Consider the following 17,097-nt stretch of genomic DNA (forward strand, 5'->3'; position numbering starts at 1 on the left):
AATCATCATGTCAGACACTGAAACCGCACACAGCGCTACACACAGCGCGCCAGACCCGATGCAGGCCTTCCGGCAGGAGGTGCGCGCGTTCGTTGCGAGCACGCTGCCGTTGTCCGTGCGCGACAAGGTGCGCCTGGGGCTGGAACTCACCAAGGACGAGATGATGCACTGGCAGCGCCAGCTGCAGGCGCGTGGCTGGTTCGTGCCGCACTGGCCCGTGGCGTGGCAGGGCACGGGCTGGAGCCCGGCGCAGCGCGCGGTGTTCCAGGAGGAACTGGTGCTGGCGCACGCACCGGAGTCCGGCGGCATCACCGTGGAGATGATCGGCCCCATCCTGATTCGCTACGGCAGCCCGGCGCAGCAGCAGTATTTCCTGCCGCGCATCCTGAACCTGGAGCATTGGTGGTGCCAGGGCTACTCTGAGCCGAACGCGGGCTCCGACCTGGCCTCGCTGAAGACCCGAGCAGTGCGCAAGACGCGGCCGGACGGGAGTGAAGTCTATGTGGTCAATGGCAGCAAGATCTGGACATCGTATGCGCAGTACGCGGATTGGATCTTCTGCCTGGTGCGCACCGACACGGAGGCGCGCGCGCAGAAGGGCATCAGTTTCCTGCTGATCGACATGCGCAGCCCCGGCGTCAGCGTACGGCCGCTGGTGGGCATCCACGGCTGGCGCCTGTTCAACCAGGTGTTCCTCGATGATGTCGAGGTGCCGGTGGAAAACCGTGTCGGCGAGGAGAACGCCGGTTGGTCCATCGCCAAATCCTTGCTGGAGTACGAGCGCCTGAACCTGGCCCGCGTGGCGGAGAACCGGCGCCGCCTGTCCAAGGTGCGCACGCTCGGGCTGGAACTGGAAGAGGCGGGCGTGCCGCTGATGCGCCGGCCCTGGTTTATGCGGCGGTACCGCGAGCTAGAGGTGCGCGTTGAAGTGCTGGCCGCCACCGTGCTGCGCTTTCGGCGGCAAGCGCAGGCGGGCAAGCCGTTGGGTGCCGAGACCGGCATGCTGAAGCTGCTCGGCAGCGTGCTGATCCAGGACATCGAGAACCTGGCCGTCGATGCGCTGGGACCAGACACGCTGGCTTATGACCGCGCAGCGCATTTCGAGCCGGCGGCGCCCGAGGTCGGGCGCTCCGCCTATGCGCCGGCGGCGTCGGCAAGGCGCTTCGTTACCCGCGGCTACACCATCGCAGGCGGCTCCAGCGAAATCCAGCACGAGTTGCTGGCCAAGCAAGTGCTCGGGCTCTGAGGCGCCGGGACGCAAGGAAACACGATGACGGAATTCACGGAACTCACTGCAGTCACGGACCTCACGGAAGAGCGGCGCATGATGCAGGAAAGCGTGCGTCGCTATGTCGAACGCAGTTACGGCTTTGCGCAGCGCAGCGCCGCACTGGCCGAGCCAGCCGGGTTCGCGGCGCAGCACTGGTCGGATTTTGCCGGCTTCGGCTGGCTGGCGCTGGGCCTGCCCGAGGCCTGTGGCGGGTTCGGTAGCGCGCTGGACCAGGCCGCGTTGGCGGAGGAACTGGGGCGCGCGCTAGTGGCGGAGCCCTGGCTAGCCAATGCGGCACTATGCGGCCCGTTACTGGCGCAGGATGCGGACGAGGTCCAGTGCGGCCATGTCGCCGCCATGGCGGAGGGCCGCCTCAAGCTCGCGCTGGCCGCGTGGGAAATCCAGGGCCGCTACGATGCATTCGACATTGCCGCCATGGCACAGCCCGACGCGCACGGATGGCTACTCGACGGCCGCAAGACGCTGGTGCTGGCGGGCGGCGCGGCCGACCTGTTCCTGGTACTGGCACGCACGGCGGGCAAGCGGCGCGACCGCCATGGCCTGAGTCTGTTTGCCGTGCCCGCGAACACAGCCGGCTTGTCGGTCGACACCTTGCCGACCTATGACGGCCGCCAGACCGCAGCGCTGACGCTGCGCGGCGTGGTGGTCCCCGCGCCCGCGCTCATCGGCGCACGAGATACAGCTTGGCCCCGCGTGGAAGCCGCCATCGACCACGCCACGACCATGGCCTGCGCGGAAAGCATCGGCACCATGGCGCGGGCGTTCGAGCTGACGCGCGACTACCTCGCCACGCGTGAGCAGTTCGGGCGCGCCATCACCGCCAACCAGGTTATTCGGCATCGGCTGGTGGATCTGTTCGTCTCCATCGAGCAAGCGCGTGCCATCACCGAGTCCGCGGCGGCGCGGTTGCAGGACGCGCCGCGCGAGCGCATGCGCGTGGTGTCGCACGCCAAGGCCTTTGTGTCCGCGGCGGGACGCAAGCTGGGCGAGGAGGCGGTGCAATTGCATGGCGCCGTGGGCATGACCGACGAGATGGAAATCGGACATTGCTACAAGCGGCTCGCCGCCACGGCCAACTTGTTTGGTGACGTCGACTGGCATCTGGAGCGGCTGGCCGCGCTCGACGACGCCTGTGCAGCGCCCGCGTAAGCCTGTCAAGTACGCGGTAAACGGGGAGGGGCGCCAGCGCGCCCCGGTTTCAAAACAGGCCGGCAATGTACCGGCCTGCGGCAGCGATGCCAGTCAGGAGACAACTTATGTTCAGCACTACCCCGCGCGCACTGACGTTCGCACGGCGCATGGCCATCGCCTTTTCCTTTGGCGCGGCCAGCGCCACAGCGCATGCCGAAGGCGCCTATCCGGCCCGCCCCATCCGGATGGTGGTGCCCTCCGGCGCCGGCACCGTGACCGACCAGACCGCGCGGCTCCTGGCCGACCGGCTCACGGTAGCGCTCAAGCAGCCGGTCGTCGTCGACAACCGGCCAGGTGCCAACGGGATGATCGCCAACGAGACCGTGGCGCGCGCCGAGCCCGATGGCTACACCTTGCTCTTTACCTACTCCGCGACCATGACCGTCAACCCGTGGCTGATGGCGAACCTGCCGTACGACCCGGTCAAGGACTTCACGCCCATCGGGCGCCCCAGCGCGCCGGGCGGCAATGTGCTGGTGGTCACCAGCACCGTGCCGGTCAAGTCGCTGCAGGCATTGATCGGCTACGTCAAGGCCAGCCCGACCGAGCTGGCCTATTGCTCCTGGGGCGTGGGCTCCGGCGGCCATCTCGCCATGGAGGTGCTGAAGGCCAGGACGGGCATCAAGCTGCGGCATGTGCCCTACAAGACGGCGACCCAATGCAGCAACGACCTGGCCGCCGGGCACGTGCAGATAGGCTTCGCGGATTCGGTGTCCGCGTTGCCGCACCTGAAGTCCGGCCGCATTCGCGCCGTGGCGGTCTCCGGGCCGGATCGGCTGCTACCGCTGCCCGACGTGCCAACCATGTCGGAGCAGGGGGTGAAGTTCGACTACGCCAGCTGGCTGGCCGTGTTCGGGCCCCGGAGCCTGCCGGCGTCGATCGTCTCGCGGCTCAACGCGGAGATCAACAAGATCATCGCGTCACCGACCGAGCGCGCGCGCTTCGAGGCCATGTACCTGCGGCCCGGCGCGCCGTCCAAGCCCGAAGACCTTGGCCGGCTGGTGCGCGACGACCTTGCCGCCTGGGGCGAAGCCGTCAAGATTGCCGGGCTGAAGGCGGAATAGCGGCGCGACGCCAGAGCAAAAGAGAAAAAAAGACAACCAGATCAATCCGGTGAGCCAGGTGAGGTTTCCCGAGCCGCTCACACTTCATTCTCAACAGGAGCCCCTATGAACACCAATCCGGCGCAGCCAGACCTGCGCGGCAAGGTCGCCGTCATCACCGGTGCGGGGCGCGGCATCGGCCGTGCCATTGCGCTGGCCTACGCCCAGGCTGGTGCCGCCGTTGTGTGCAGCGCGCGCAAGACGGCGGAGATCCAGGACACGGTGCGCCTGATCGAAGCGGCCGGCGGTACGGCCGCCGCGGTAACGGCGGACGTGTGCGACTACGCTGCCATGGAAGCCTTGTTCGCGGCAAGCGCGGAAAGGTTCGGCGGCGTAGACATCGTGGTGGCCAACGCCGGGGTCTCGCTGCAGAGCCGCAAGGTCGAGCATTGCGATCCCGCCCAGTGGCGGCAGACCATCGAGGTCAATCTGATTGGCGCCTTCCATACGGCGCGCGCCGCCATCGCGCATCTGCGCCGGCGTGGCGGCGGCAAGATGATCTTTACCGGTTCCGGCTCGCGCTACCGGCCAAATCCGGGGATGTCATCCTACGCCAGCGCCAAGCTAGGCATGTGGATGCTCACGCAGACACTGGCCGTGGAATTGCAGGACGCCAACATCAGCGTCAATGAACTGATCCCCGGGCCCGTGCGCACCGAGATGACCGGCTTCGGCGAGACATTCGCGCCAGCCGGTGAATGGATGAAGGATCCGGAGGACGTGGTGCCGCTGGCGTTGTTCCTGGCAGGACAGGGCGATGCCGGGCCGACTGCCCAGAGCTTCAGCCTGATGCGGCGCGCCGGCTAGCGGGGCTGGCCCCGCAGCGCCAGCCGGAGCGCATGCGGCGTCTGCCAAGGTTGGTGACTGGCAATCCGGCGATGCAGAGCGTCTACTCGGCGCTGATGTGGTTTGCTCGGATGACTTCGCTCCACGTCCGGATATCGCTGCGCACGGTCTGCGCGAACTGCTCGCTGCTTTTGGGCGGCATCTCGGACATGTTCAACTGGATGAAGCGCTCGCGCATCTCCGGGTCGGCCAGCACGCGGTTCACCTCCGCGTTAAGGCGTTGCACGATCGGCGCCGGTGTGCCGGCCGGCGCGAACATGCCATACCAGCTATCGGTGTTAAAAGGAAAGCCCTGCTCGGTCATGGTGGCAAGGTCGGGCAGGGCCGGCCCGCGGCGTGTGCCGCTCAGCGCCAGGACCCGTATCTTGCCGGCGCGGATCAACTGCAAGGGCGAGGAAGAGTCGACGAAGGCCACCTTGACGATGCCGCCCTGCAGGTCGTTCAGGATTTGCGGCACCGTCTTGTATGGCACGTGCCGCAGCTTGATGCCGGCCTGCATCTTGAGCGACTCCATAGTCAGGTGGCCGCCGGAGCCTACGCCCCAGGAGGCGTAGTCGTAGGCATCGGGATTGGCCTTGACGTAGGCGACGAACTCTTTCAGGTTGCGCGCGGGGAAATCCGGCGACACCACAAGGAAATTGCCCCCTGAGCCAACCTGGGCCACCGGGATCAGGTCGCGCAAGGCATCGTAGGGCAGCTTCGGCTGCAGGGTCTGGTTGATTACCACGGACGCCGCATAGGTGAACAACAGCGTGTAACCGTCCGGCTTGGCCTTGGCGACGGCATCATTGCCGATCATGCCGGTAGCACCGGTCTTGTTGTCGATCACGATGCTTTGCTTGAGCGCCTTGCCCAGGCGCTCGGCCAGCAGGCGGGCAAAGAGGTCGGTGCCGCTACCGGCCGAAGACGGCACAACCAGGCGGATAGGCCGCGCTGGCCAGGCGGGTTCGGCATGGGCCGCGCCAGCCGCCGCCAGGCTGCCGGCGCTTGCCAATGCCGCCATGGCGATCCCGCCGAGGCAGCGCATGGCATGCCGTCGTGTGACGACGCCGCCCCGCACAGGGTTGGGCGATGGGCAATGCTTTGCGATGTTGGACATGTTTCTCTCCCTTGGAGCCCGTGAGGGGCCTGTGCCAGCGTCAGCGAATGCCGAAGGCGTGCCCGTTGCCTTGCTCGATCATGTCCGCGGTTGCCGTATAGAGGCTGCGCGACACATAGCTTCGGACCTGGCCAGCGCGCTCGCGCAGCCAGCATGCCTTGAGCGACCTTGCCTTGGCGAGCGTGGGCGTATCGTCGCGCGCGGTGGCCAGCACGTCGATCACATGCAGGGCGAGCTGGGTCTCACCGCGTTCTGCCAGCGCCTCTGCATGGCGGATCACGGCGTCATGGTCGGCGATGGCCGCGACGATCTCCGCGGCCGCGCGCTCGGGTGGTGCCGGATGCAGGGAGGTCGGGTTGCGGTCCCACCACCCATTCTCCGAGCGGTAGATGTCGCGTGCGATGTAACTCGGATCGCCATAGGTCGGCCGCATCCAGGGCTGGTCGAACAGCTCGGGCGGCAGTTCCAGCGACGCCAGTACCTCGCGCTCGCCGCAGCCCGCATTCATCAGCCTGACAACCTCGTCGCGCAGCCAGCGCAGCGCGCGCGCCGTTTGCGTCAGGACGTGTTGGCACGATTCGCTGCCTTCAAGGGTTGCGCCAAACTCGCGTACCACCGTGCTTGGCTGGAGCGCGGCAAGCCGCTCCAGCGTCTCGGCCCAGCGCACGGTGTCGCGCAGGGTGCGCAAAGGTGTGCCGATATTCGGGATCGAATCGATGACGGCCGGGCCGCCGTACAGCAGCCGGGGGCCCGGCAGCCAGATGGCGATGGCGTCGTCGGTTTCCGACGGGGCCCAGATGATCTCGGCGCGCCGCGCGCCCTGTCCGACGGTCAGCCCATCGGTGAAGGTCTCGGTCGGAGCGGGGCAAACCAGGCGTCCGGCGAGCGCGCCGGCGCGGTGCCGGAACTGGATTTCGGCCATGCGCTCCTGCAGGCCCATGGTGGCCTGGTAACGGGCCCGGCGGCCGATCACATTGGCGTGGGCGATCACGCGCGGCGCCGGCTCCCCGCGCCCGCTCGCATGTGCCAGCCATTCGGGCAGGCCGGCGTTGTAGCCGATGTGGCCGTGGCTGAAGCAGATGGCGATGACCGGCAGGTCCGTACTGGCGCGCAGGGCGGCAATCATGCCGCGCGTGACCTTGCCGCCGGGGCCAGCATCCACTACCAGCAAGCCGCCGCCAACGTCGGCCACGAACGACTGGCCTTGGCCGTGCAGCAGCCATACGCCTTCTGCCACGGCCTCGCAGCCAGTGCCTGTCACGAGTGCCGAAGGGCGGTCTTCGATGTCTTGCATGTTCTGTCTCCTTATTTGTAGCGCAGCCAGACTTCATGAATGGTGCCGCTGAACCGGAACGGTGCGCGGTCGAAATACTCGTGCGCGACGGGCGAGCCGAGGTCGCACCCGACGTCGAAGGTTTCACACGCACTGAAGGCGCCAGGCACCGTGATGCCTACCTCCGTCGCGGCAATCCGCGCGCCGTTCACGCGCAGCACATAGCTGGCGGCGCGCCTGGGCGCGTGGCCTTCGGACATCGTGAACTCGATCTCCAGGGCGTGCCTGCCTGCAGGGAGGCGATCGGGCGAGCGCACTTTGTAGCGGTACATCCCCAGCATGTTGTATTCGTAGGCGAGGTAACCGTCGTCCATGAAGAGGCTGACGCCGCCGTTGAATCCGCCCATGGCGTAGAGCACGCCGCTGGCGCGCTCGCCGAACTCGGCATCCACGGTGGCGATGTGGTCGCGGGAGCGGATGTTCGGCGCGGCGTTCTCGGGAATGCGCGTGATGTCCCCACTAAAGCGCCAGGCGGTCTGCTTGGGGGCAACGCGGTCTATCGGATGGATCACTACCCGATAGACCGCGCCCAGCGGATAGACCTTGTTGATCCCCGCCTGCGCGGCGAACATATCCTTCATCTGCGCCAGCTTCCCGGGCTGTTCCTGGGCCAGGTCCCGTGCCTGCGAGTAGTCCGCGCGGATGTGGTACAGCTCCCAGACATCGTTGTCCGGATCCCAGGTATCCAGCCCTGGTGTCACGGTAACCCAGGGAATGCGCGGCCCGAACACACCTGCCGTCCAGCCATCGTGATGCACCATGCGGCTGCCGGCGACCTCGAAGTACTGCACCCCCTTGCGGCCGGCCGCGGCCGGCTCGGCAAAGGTGTAGGCCATCGATATGCCGTCCAGCGAATCCTGCGCCACGCCGTTGAGTTCGAGCGGCGCAGTGATGCCCAGGATGTCGTAGATGGTGGGCGCGATGTCGTTCACGTGATGGAGCTGCGTGCGCGGCACGCTATCCGGCTTGATGCCGCGCGGCCACGAGACCACCAGGGGCGTGCGCGTGCCACCGAAGTGGGCGGCAATCAGCTTGGTGCTCTGAAATGGCGTGGATCCGGCCCAGGCCCAGCCGGCGTGGTACATATTGCTGGTCTTGCGGCCGCCCAGCGCGTCGAGCCCGCCCAGGCCGTCCAGAACGTCAAGATGCTGCTCGATCGTGCTGGGGATGCGGTTCTGCGCAAGCAATTCGACAACGGTGCCGTTCTGTCCTTCCGCACTGCCGCCGTTGTCGCTGAACACAAAGAACACCAGCGTGTTCTCGCGCAAGCCCAGGCGTTCCAGTTCGTCGATGATCTTGCCAAGCTGCGCGTCGGTATGTTCCAGGAAGCCCGCATAGACTTCCATCAGCCGCCTCTGGAAAGGGCGTTCGGCTTCGGGGATGCTGTCCCAGCCTGGCAGGGTGTCGGGGCGCGGCGTGAGCTCTGCGGATTCCGGGATCCAGCCCATTTCTTTCTGGCGTGCGAAAGCGCGTTCCCGGTAGGCATCCCATCCGTCGTCGAACTTGCCCTTGTACTTGTCGGTCCATTCCTGGAAGACCTGATGTGGCCCATGCACCGCGCCAGGCGCCCAGTACATCATGAATGGCTTGTCCGGCGTGATGGCGCTATGGCGGCGCAGCCAGCGCGCGGCCTTCGCGGCCATGTCCTCGGTCAGGTGGTAGTTCTCGTCATGCGGTGGCTCGATCAGCGTGGTGTTCTCGACCAGGCGCGGCTCGTACTGGGAGCTTTCGCCGCCCAGGAAGCCGTAGAAGTGGTCAAAGCCGTGACCTGTGGGCCAGCGGTCGAACGGGCCCATCGGCGTGGTCAGGTTGGCCGGTGTGTTGTGCCATTTTCCAAAGGCGGCGGTGTTGTAGCCCCAGGCCCGAAGCACTTCGGCCAGGGTGCCGGCACTTTTGGGAATCACCCCAACGTAGCCGTCCCAGTCCGTGGCGTATTCGGAAATATGCCCGTAGCCGACGCGGTGCGCGTTACGCCCGGTGAGCAGCGAGGCGCGCGTGGGCGAGCACACGCCGCAGTTATGAAAGGCGTTGTAGCGGATGCCGCTATCGGCTAGCCGCGTGAGCGTGGGCGTATGGATTTCACCGCCGAAGGTATCCGGGTGCGCAAAACCCGCGTCGTCCAGCATCACGATCATCACGTTGGGCGCGTCCCGCAGCAGCGGCTCCGCTTTGCGGCGCTGGTGGGTGGACTCGGACAGCTTGCGTCCGGCCACGCTGGCACTGGGCGGCGCGGGAAAGGGCAGGTGGCTGCCCGCACCGGGGGTGGTGTTGTAGGTGCCGATACCGGACCCGGCCTCGGTCTTTTCGGGCTTTTCCATGCTGTCTCTCTCCATGTTTGGGCGCTGCATACGTGTACTGGGCAGGTCAGGATAGCAATAATCTCCTGCATTAATACTTAGAATTATCCCTAGCGCGCTGATGCGCGGACCGCCAGTCATGTGGCGTTCTGGCCGCAACTATGGCGCAGTTTTGCCGCAATTGTGCTGCAGGATGCACGCCACCGGTGATGAGCCGGGGACACGACGCAGCGCGATCGGGAAATCCCCAGATGCCTGAACGGATTCGCGCACTTAATCTCTTGAATTACAGATTAAGACATCGGATTAAACGGAGGCATGGCGCGCTCGAGCGCGGCACGCATGTCCATGTGCGATCCCTTCAACGAACACAACGGAGGAAGACTGATGAAGAAGAAAGTGCTGTTCGCCGTGGCCGCTGCCAGCGTCTTGGGGCAGGGGGCTTATGCGCAATCGTCGGTGACGCTGTACGGCGTCGTGACCGCAAGCATGCAGTACGTGAACCATGCGCAAAACGTGACCAACGGCGTGCTGGCGCCGGGCAGCGGCTCCCAATACCTGATGAACTCGTCGGGCATCGCCCAGTCGCGCTTCGGCCTGCGCGGCGTGGAGGATCTCGGCGGCGGGCTGCAGAGCCTGTTCGTGCTGGAAAGTCAGTTCAACACCGACAACGGCCAGCTTGGCGGTGGCCTGTTGTTCGGCCGGCAAGCCTTTGTGGGCCTGAAGGGCGGCTACGGGCGGGTGACCTTCGGGCGCCAGTACACGTCTTCCTTCCTGACCATGGGCAACTTCATGCCCGCGGCCTACGCGCCCGAGTTCGAACCGGTAGTGGGCTTTGCCGGTCCGAACTTCCGCGAGAGCAACATGGTCCAGTACCAGGGCCAGTTCGGCGGGGTCTCGCTGAACACGCATTGGTCCCTTGGCGAGCGCAGCGGCAGCCTGGCCGCGGGGTCGGCTTATGGCATCGGCGCCTCGTACTTTTCCGATGGCTTTGGCCTTGGCGTGGCCTATGACGAGGTGAAGACGCTTAACACTGCCCAGGCCACCGGCGCCTCCGGCTCGAACGACTATGGCCGCGACATGCGCGCCGCCATCGGCGCGAGCTATATGCTGGGCAAGGTCAAACTGATGGGTGGCTACCGCTGGGGCAATTCGGTGGCGCCCGCCACCGGTACGCCTACGCTGTTGCCGCATCGCGACGATATGTACTGGCTGGGCCTGAACTGGGAAGCGACCTCGGCGCTGCGCTTGGCATTGGCCTATTACTACGACGACATCAAGCAGGCCACCATCGCCGGCACCAAGGTCAAGCCGCAGAATCCGCAGCAATATCTGGCGCTGGCGGATTACAGCATTTCCAAGCGGACCGATTTCTTCGCCGCGGCGATGTATGCGCGCAATGCTTCGCTGAACTGGGACAACATCGCTTACCTGCCCAACGGGCAGTCGGTCGGCTACCTGCCGTCCACCGCCCAGACGTATTACAAGACGCCCGGCGCCAGCGGGCAACTCGGCATTTCGCTGGGTATCCGCACGATCTTCTGAGGACGCTGTCCCGCGTGCGGCGCTGCATGCGCCGCACGCCAGGCCGATCCGGCGCATACGGGGAAAACCCCAGTGTGCGCTGCGTTCGATTATAACTAAGCTCGATGCCCGGGATAATCCTGGGGATTAATTCAAGGTGATCGGTGCGGCACCCGAGGCGGTTCTCGGCGTGCCCGCCGCATGCGCCATGGAGTACTGAACCATGCCGGATTCGTTGACGACTTCCCCGCCGCAGGGCGCCATGCGCGACCAGGGTGCCGCCGTGCGCGCCGACGCGTACCAGCCCCGCAAGGCATGGGCAATGGCCACCTGGCTCACGGTGTTCTCCTCCATCAACTTCCTGGACAAAGTCGTGCTGGGCATGGTGGCCGTGCCGGTCATGCGCGAGCTTCACCTCAGCCCGACGCAGTTCGGCCTGATCGCGGGCAGCTTCTTCTGGCTGTTCTCGGTGTCGGCGGCCATCGTGGGCTTTATCGGCAACCGGGTGGCGGCGCGCTGGCTGCTGCTGGCCATGGCGATCCTGTGGTCGCTGGTGCAGTTTCCGGTGGCGTTCGCCTCCGGCGCCGCGGCGCTGCTGGCATCGCGCGTGATTCTCGGCGCGGGCGAGGGACCGGGATTTCCGGTATCGGTGCACGCGCTGTACAAGTGGTTCCCACACGAGAAGCGCAACCTGCCGGTGGCCCTGATCAACCAGGGTGCGGTATTCGGCTTGTTGCTGGCAGGGCTGGCGGTGCCCTTCATCACGCAGCACTGGGGCTGGCGCGCCAATTTCCTCCTGCTGTCCGCCGCGTCGGCACTGTGGGCGCTGGGCTGGCTGTGCTTCGGCCGCGAAGGCACGCTGCAGGCCGAGCCGGTGCGGCGCGGCGAAGCGGGCCGGCGTGTGCCTTACCGCCGGCTGCTCACGGATGCGACCGTGTTGTCGGGCTTCGTGGCCGGCTTCGCGGCGTATTGGGGGCTCGCCCTGGTGCTGACCTGGATGCCGTCCTACCTGGAGCAGGGGCTGGGATATGACGATGTGACCGCCGGCAGGATGTTCGCGGTCATCGTGGCCGTTGGCGTGCCGGTCAGCCTGACGCTGAGCTGGTGCTCGCAGCAGTTGCTGCGGCGGGGCGCTTCCTCGCGCGTGGCGCGGGCGGTGTTCGGCAGCGCTTGCGTGGGCGCCGGCGGCTTGCTGTTCCTGGCGCTGCCGCTGCTTTCGCTTGCGCCGGGGGGGAAGGTGGCGTTGCTGGCGCTGGCCGCTACGCTGCCGCCGGTCGCGTTCGCGGTCGGGCCGGCCATTCTTGCCGAGATCGTTCCCGATGCGCAGCGCAGCGCCATCATCGCGCTGAGCACGGCGGTGGCGACCAGCGCCGGCGCGATCGCGCCGGTGGTGATGGGGCGCCTCGTGCAGGTGCAGGGCCATGTCGGCGCGCACGGCTTCGAGCTTGGCTTCACGGTGTGCGGCGCGGTCATGCTGGTTGGCGCCATCATCGGCGTGCTGGGCCAGAATCCCGAGCGCTCGTTGCGGCGCTTGCGCGGCTAGTCATACTTGCCTCAGACGCGGGCGGCATGCTTGCCCGCTTGATGGCATTGCACCCATAATTCCAAATATTAAAATATGGGAACAACAGTTTATGAGCCATGGACGCCAGCGTTCTCTTGCAACGGTCCTTGCCGATAGCGCGCTAATGGAAAAGCCGCCGGCGCGAAAGGCGTCAGCCGAGGCCGGGCAGACCACCGGCAATCCGCTGGAAAGCGAGACTGCCCGGCGCATGCTCGAGATCGCCGAGCGCCTGTTTGCCGAGCATGGCGTCGAACTGGTGCCGCTGCGCCAGATCGTGGTCGAGGCGGGCCAGCGCAACCGCTCGGCGCTGCACTATCACTTTGGCTCGCGCGAGGCGCTGGTCAGCCAGTTGCTGAATTTCCGCCTGACCCATATCAACAAGGTGCGCAACCACTACCTGGACGAAGTCGAGGCGGCCGGCCTGGGTGGCGATGTGCGGGCCATCGTGGAAGCATCGATCAGCGCGCTTGCCGATACCATCTGCGACACGCCCTGGGGCGCGCTCTATGTGCAGGTGCTGGCGCAGGCCACCTTCAGCCCGAGCCTGCTCAACGCGGAAATGATCGATTTCGACGCGATGTCTGGCGTGCTGCGGGCCAGGAAGATGATTGCCGCTGCCTTGCCCGGCATCCCGCGCAAGGTCTTGCATAACCGCCAGATGTGGTTCAACAACAGCGTGGTCTATTCGCTGGCGCAGTGGTGCCGCCAGACCCAAGGCCCTGCAAAGCGCGGCCAGCCTCCCGTCGCGGACCTGGTGGATTACTGCACCGCCGCGCTGATGGCGCCCATCGGCAAGCTGCGGACGGTGTCGCGCAGCAGGAGCCGGCCGGCTTGACGCGAGGCCGGCAGCTCAGAGTCAAACGACCAAAGTTCAGAGTTGGGTGAATCAGTCCACCGAGATCCTGGCGTGGTCGATCACCTCACCCCAACGTTTTCCTTCCTTTTCCATGAGTTGGGCCATGTCCGCACTGGAACCAGGGTACGGTCGTGCTCCCTGCTCCGCCAGTTGGGAAATGAAGCGTTTGTCTTTGGTCACAACCAGCAAGGTATCCTGCAGCTTCTTGATGACTTCCGGTTTGGTACCGGCAGGTGCCATCAAACCGTACCATGATTCGACAATCGCATCCTTTACACCTGCCTCGGCAAAAGTGGGTACGTCTGGAATGGCGGGGTCACGCTTTTCGCTGGCGACTGCCAGCAGGCGGACCTTTCCTGCCCTCGCGAAAGGCAGCACGTTCGGCAGATTCGCGAAGATCAGTTGTACCTGCCCCGAGAGCAGATCGACACCGGCGGGGCCAGCGCCCTTGTACGGCACGTGCACGAAATTGGCTCCGGTTCTGGACATGAACAGTTCACCAATCAGATGATTGATCGAGCCGATGCCAGCCGATGCCATGTTCAGCTTGCCGGGATGCGCCTTCGAATAGCCAATCAGATCCGAGACGCTTTTCGCGGGAGCAGTGCTGGATACGGCCAGCACATTCGACACGGTCGAGAACAGCGCAACCGGGACCAACTTCTTGGGATCGTACGGTAGCCGCTTGGTAAGCAGAGGCTGAACGGCTTGTCCCATCGAGCCCAGCAGCAGCGTGTATCCATCCGGGGCGGCCTTGGCGACGAATCCGGCGCCGATCGCACCACCCGCGCCGGCCTTGTTGTCGACGACAACTGGCTGACCGAGCTTTTCCCCCATATGCTCGGCAACCAGGCGACCCATCATGTTCACCGTACCGCCTGCGGCGAAAGGCACCACCAGCATGATTGGTTTCGAGGGATAGGTCTCTGCGCGAACGCCCAGTGAGAGTGCCGCGACGGACATGAACAAGGCAATAGATTTCGATTTTGATTTCGATTTCGACTTCAACTTCAACATAACCTGCGTCTCCTTCAGTATCTCTTCTTAAGCATTTACTTTTGAGCCACCAGCTCGCCCACGGCTTCGTTGAGTGCCTGTTGCGAACGGCTCAATCGGCTGCGTGCCTCACCTACCCATTGTTGATCCGCGGCTCGCTCCTGCGCTGCACGCTCGAGCAGTCTTGCTACCTGGTGCGGCCCGATGCTGCCGTCCGTAATCCGGGTCTCGACAAAGCGAACCGGATCGAGCGCGTCCCTCACCGCGGCGTCGCCCAGATTCAATGCGATACCAACCGTTTCGCGTGCAGCTTCGTCGAGACGATCACTGGTCAGTTGATCGGGGAGCAGTCCTTGCGCCACGCAGTTGCGCACTGCGCGGGCGACGATGTGGTGCACCTGGCGGAAAGACAGGCGTCGTTCACGCACGATCACATCCGCAAGATTGCTTGCGGTGCACCAGCTTCCTTTGAGCGACTCGGCCATCCGATCTTGGTGCACGATCAACGTTTCCATTACGCCAGTGAACAGATCAAGCATGCTCTCGGTCGTTGCCAAGGCTTCATCGATATGAGAGACGGTGCGCATGGCCTGATCGCCCGTTCCTTCTGCGCGGAACGTCGCCAGGGCAGCGCCCAGCCATGTCACGGCGGGACCGGCGGCCTTCCTGATGGTCTCCAGAGCGACCGGGTTCTTCTTTTGCGGGAAGATGCTGCTTGTACCGCAGTAGCTATCGTCGGATTCAACCAATCCGAATTCGGTGCTGGACCAGATATGCAGATCGGTAGCCAGATCGTTCAGATCGGCCATGATGAACGACAGTGCGCAGATGGCATCTGCCGCATCAAAAGCTTCGCGGCCAAGTTTTGAGTTTTCGACTTGGCCATCGAATCCGAGTAGTTCCGTGGTTCGCGCGCGGTTGAGCGGCCACGAGGTGCCGGCAAGACCAACGGTTCCCAATGGATTACGATTGACGCGCCCATAGGCTTGAGCCAGACGCTCAAAGCTGTCATGCAGGCGGGCGCTGAAGCTCAGCAGATAGTGTCCGAACACCCAAGGCTGGGCCTGCTGCATATGCGTGTAGCCGGGCATGATCGTGTGAGCATGACGGCGCGCTTGCTCGGCAATCGCATCCTGGAACGCGTTCAGCCGGTCCATCACATCCAGAATGCGGTTGCGCTTGTACAGGCGACGTACCGTGGCGCCTTGATCGATCCGGCTGCGGCCAGTGTGCATCTGGCCACCCACGTCCTCGCCGAGAGCGCTGAAGAGATACGACTCGATCTGCAGCAGAAAGCTGCCTTTGCGCGCATCCACTGGAAACTCGGAAGGCTGCATTTTCCGAATGGTCAGCAACTGCCCCAGGATGGCGCGGCCGGTCTCCGCGGAAAGAATGCCTTCTTCCACGAGCATGGTGGTATGGGCAAGATCAACGGCGACGAACTCGTGAAACTGCCTGCGTTCGCGCTCGAGTCCAGGCAAGACGTAGTGCTTCGTAAGCCGGGAGGCGGGGGGCGAACTTAGCCGAGCCTCGGCAAGTAGTGTTTCGTGGGAAGTCGATGTCATGGTAGCGAGCGAGGCAATCGGCGCCTGGCCATGCGGCGGCGCTTCTCTACCTAGCAAAAAACGGTTCAGACGGGGGCCTCGCCCGGCGCGCTTTATGCAGATCGCGCCGGGCGAAAGATAGGAATGAACCTTCGCTGAAAGACCGCGCCGCGGTGAGTTCGGCTAGTCCGATTCCATGACTGGATGATGAATCTTTGGTCCGGGAGGCACAACTACAGACAGGGTTGGACGCACATAAGAAAATCTTCTGCGCGACGCGCAGCTCCGGTGCCGCTTACCGTGGACTAGGGCAAGTCGACGCTCGCTTTGAAGAGCGCCTTGACCACCCTGATGAAGTCTTCAACAACCTTCGATCGCGGTTGGTGGGAGGGCAAAACCATGGAGAAATGAAACTGCACGGCCGGTGACAACGGACGCCAGACCACGCCCGGATCTTGCACTCTGCGAGCGGTGAAGGGATCGACGACAGTCAGGCCAAGTCCGCCCGCCACCAGGCTGCATGCCACGTGACCGAGCGATGTGACCACCGAGCGTTTGCATGTCACTCCGGCGGCGTCGAGCTCCATCTCCAGTCGCATACGCACCGGGCTATTGCGGTTCAGAGAGATAAGCGGCTCATCTTGCAGGTCGCTAATCTTCAATGACTTCTTACGGGCCAAGGCATGGCCACGAGGGAGCACGCAGACCGCCGCGACGCTGGGTAGCGGGAGGACATCGACCCCTGGGTATTCGTCGCCGGACATCTGAACGAATCCGATATCGATTTGGTGCGCAGCGGCGAGCTCCAGCACGCCTAGAGAATTGCGAACGTCCAGCGAGATGGCCAATTCGGGGCGGGAGAGTGAGAACTGCCTGACGCCTTCGCTGAGCAAGCTCAATCCCAACGTATGCATGGAAGCAACACGCAGGGTACCGATGCGCGCTGACTTGAGGTCCAGTGCCACGCGCTCGATCTGCTCCATACCCTGGTAAAACCGGTCCACCTCGCGGAACAACCGCTGGGCCTCCGCCCCTGGAATAAGGCGATTGCCTTCACGCCTGAACAGACGAATTTCCAGTCTCTTCTCGAGATCCCTGATGAGCGCGCTCACCGCAGGCTGACTGATCTTCAGCCGTTCGGCGGCCACCGTCATGCTGCCGGACACCATCACACTACGGAAGGCTTCGAGTTGGCGGGGATTCAGTTGCATAGGTAGCTAGGCGAAGAATTTCGGGGACGAGCGTACAACGAGGCACGTTGCCGCACCCACAAATTTCTCTTATGCGCGTCCAACCCTGGCTGGGGTTGTTCGACAAGAGAGACCAGCGTCAGAATTTTGTCATGGGCTTCCAACGCCCCATCGAGCCAAAACAACAAAGCAATTTAACGGCGCAAGCATGGCCGCCATTCTATGGGACAGAGCCGTCCCTACCCACGAGGAGACCACTGAAC

General features: G+C 64.6%; 13 protein-coding genes. 7 read left to right on the forward strand and 6 right to left on the reverse strand.

Annotation, left to right across the window (positions count from 1 at the left end; all coding sequences use genetic code 11):
* The first annotated feature begins 7 nt into the window (after positions 1-7).
* The 4 genes from ACX12D_RS20550 to ACX12D_RS20565 all read left to right on the forward strand — a co-directional run bounded on the left by ACX12D_RS20550 (position 8) and on the right by ACX12D_RS20565 (position 4,392).
* Positions 8-1,246 (forward strand): acyl-CoA dehydrogenase family protein, encoded by a 1,239-nt coding sequence (locus ACX12D_RS20550; protein ID WP_459375367.1) that lies wholly within the window; start codon positions 8-10, stop codon positions 1,244-1,246.
* 24 nt (positions 1,247-1,270) lie between these two features.
* Entirely contained in the window at positions 1,271-2,440 is a 1,170-nt protein-coding gene (locus ACX12D_RS20555) for an acyl-CoA dehydrogenase family protein (RefSeq protein ID WP_459375368.1), read from the forward strand.
* A gap of 149 nt (positions 2,441-2,589) precedes the next feature.
* Positions 2,590-3,546 (forward strand): Bug family tripartite tricarboxylate transporter substrate binding protein, encoded by a 957-nt coding sequence (locus ACX12D_RS20560; protein WP_459376616.1) that lies wholly within the window; start codon positions 2,590-2,592, stop codon positions 3,544-3,546.
* A 105-nt stretch (positions 3,547-3,651) separates the two neighbouring features.
* Positions 3,652-4,392: an SDR family NAD(P)-dependent oxidoreductase gene (locus ACX12D_RS20565; protein ID WP_459375369.1), complete on the forward strand. Its 741-nt coding sequence runs from the start codon at positions 3,652-3,654 to the stop codon at positions 4,390-4,392.
* An 82-nt stretch (positions 4,393-4,474) separates the two neighbouring features.
* Here ACX12D_RS20565 and ACX12D_RS20570 read toward each other — a convergent pair whose 3' ends face one another.
* Genes ACX12D_RS20570 through ACX12D_RS20580 form a run of 3 tightly spaced genes read right to left on the reverse strand, consistent with a single transcriptional unit; the run spans position 4,475 to position 9,181 of the window.
* Entirely contained in the window at positions 4,475-5,530 is a 1,056-nt protein-coding gene (locus ACX12D_RS20570) for a Bug family tripartite tricarboxylate transporter substrate binding protein (RefSeq protein ID WP_459375370.1), read from the reverse strand.
* 40 nt (positions 5,531-5,570) lie between these two features.
* On the reverse strand, positions 5,571-6,824 hold the full coding sequence (locus ACX12D_RS20575) for an alkyl sulfatase dimerization domain-containing protein (RefSeq protein WP_459375371.1): 1,254 nt from the start codon (positions 6,822-6,824) through the stop codon (positions 5,571-5,573).
* 11 nt (positions 6,825-6,835) lie between these two features.
* Positions 6,836-9,181 carry an arylsulfatase gene (locus tag ACX12D_RS20580; protein WP_459375372.1) on the reverse strand — a complete coding sequence of 782 codons (2,346 nt, stop codon included), beginning with the start codon at positions 9,179-9,181 and terminating at the stop codon, positions 6,836-6,838.
* Between the two features lie 366 nt (positions 9,182-9,547).
* Here ACX12D_RS20580 and ACX12D_RS20585 point away from each other — a divergent pair, with 366 nt between their 5' ends.
* The 3 genes from ACX12D_RS20585 (at position 9,548) to ACX12D_RS20595 (ending at position 13,083) form a co-directional block, all read left to right on the forward strand.
* Positions 9,548-10,705: a porin gene (locus ACX12D_RS20585; protein ID WP_459375373.1), complete on the forward strand. Its 1,158-nt coding sequence runs from the start codon at positions 9,548-9,550 to the stop codon at positions 10,703-10,705.
* Positions 10,706-10,907: 202 nt separating this feature from the next.
* Entirely contained in the window at positions 10,908-12,227 is a 1,320-nt protein-coding gene (locus ACX12D_RS20590) for an MFS transporter (RefSeq protein WP_459375374.1), read from the forward strand.
* A 145-nt stretch (positions 12,228-12,372) separates the two neighbouring features.
* On the forward strand, positions 12,373-13,083 hold the full coding sequence (locus ACX12D_RS20595; RefSeq protein ID WP_459375375.1) for a TetR/AcrR family transcriptional regulator: 711 nt from the start codon (positions 12,373-12,375) through the stop codon (positions 13,081-13,083).
* 51 nt (positions 13,084-13,134) lie between these two features.
* Here ACX12D_RS20595 and ACX12D_RS20600 read toward each other — a convergent pair whose 3' ends face one another.
* The 3 genes from ACX12D_RS20600 to ACX12D_RS20610 all read right to left on the reverse strand — a co-directional run bounded on the left by ACX12D_RS20600 (position 13,135) and on the right by ACX12D_RS20610 (position 16,855).
* A complete protein-coding gene (locus ACX12D_RS20600; protein WP_459375376.1) occupies positions 13,135-14,121 on the reverse strand; it encodes a Bug family tripartite tricarboxylate transporter substrate binding protein in 987 nt (328 codons plus the stop codon).
* A 35-nt stretch (positions 14,122-14,156) separates the two neighbouring features.
* Positions 14,157-15,581 carry an argininosuccinate lyase gene (gene argH / locus ACX12D_RS20605; RefSeq protein WP_459375377.1) on the reverse strand — a complete coding sequence of 475 codons (1,425 nt, stop codon included), beginning with the start codon at positions 15,579-15,581 and terminating at the stop codon, positions 14,157-14,159.
* A 368-nt stretch (positions 15,582-15,949) separates the two neighbouring features.
* Positions 15,950-16,855, reverse strand: a complete 906-nt coding sequence (locus ACX12D_RS20610) for a LysR substrate-binding domain-containing protein (protein WP_459375378.1) — start codon at positions 16,853-16,855, stop codon at positions 15,950-15,952.
* Positions 16,856-17,097 lie beyond the last annotated feature (242 nt).

The sequence above is a fragment of the Cupriavidus sp. PET2-C1 genome (genome assembly GCF_054515855.1).

Excerpts from the sequence above, each read along its gene's own strand:
- ACX12D_RS20550 (WP_459375367.1), top strand. The coding sequence starts at position 8 with ATGTCAGACACTGAAACCGCACACAGCGCTACACACAGCGCGCCAGAC.
- ACX12D_RS20555 (WP_459375368.1), top strand. The coding sequence starts at position 1,271 with ATGACGGAATTCACGGAACTCACTGCAGTCACGGACCTCACGGAAGAG.
- ACX12D_RS20560 (WP_459376616.1), top strand. The coding sequence starts at position 2,590 with ATGGCCATCGCCTTTTCCTTTGGCGCGGCCAGCGCCACAGCGCATGCC.
- ACX12D_RS20565 (WP_459375369.1), top strand. The coding sequence starts at position 3,652 with ATGAACACCAATCCGGCGCAGCCAGACCTGCGCGGCAAGGTCGCCGTC.
- ACX12D_RS20570 (WP_459375370.1), bottom strand. The coding sequence starts at position 5,530 with ATGTCCAACATCGCAAAGCATTGCCCATCGCCCAACCCTGTGCGGGGC.
- ACX12D_RS20575 (WP_459375371.1), bottom strand. The coding sequence starts at position 6,824 with ATGCAAGACATCGAAGACCGCCCTTCGGCACTCGTGACAGGCACTGGC.
- ACX12D_RS20580 (WP_459375372.1), bottom strand. The coding sequence starts at position 9,181 with ATGGAAAAGCCCGAAAAGACCGAGGCCGGGTCCGGTATCGGCACCTAC.
- ACX12D_RS20585 (WP_459375373.1), top strand. The coding sequence starts at position 9,548 with ATGAAGAAGAAAGTGCTGTTCGCCGTGGCCGCTGCCAGCGTCTTGGGG.
- ACX12D_RS20590 (WP_459375374.1), top strand. The coding sequence starts at position 10,908 with ATGCCGGATTCGTTGACGACTTCCCCGCCGCAGGGCGCCATGCGCGAC.
- ACX12D_RS20595 (WP_459375375.1), top strand. The coding sequence starts at position 12,373 with ATGGAAAAGCCGCCGGCGCGAAAGGCGTCAGCCGAGGCCGGGCAGACC.
- ACX12D_RS20600 (WP_459375376.1), bottom strand. The coding sequence starts at position 14,121 with ATGTTGAAGTTGAAGTCGAAATCGAAATCAAAATCGAAATCTATTGCC.
- ACX12D_RS20610 (WP_459375378.1), bottom strand. The coding sequence starts at position 16,855 with ATGCAACTGAATCCCCGCCAACTCGAAGCCTTCCGTAGTGTGATGGTG.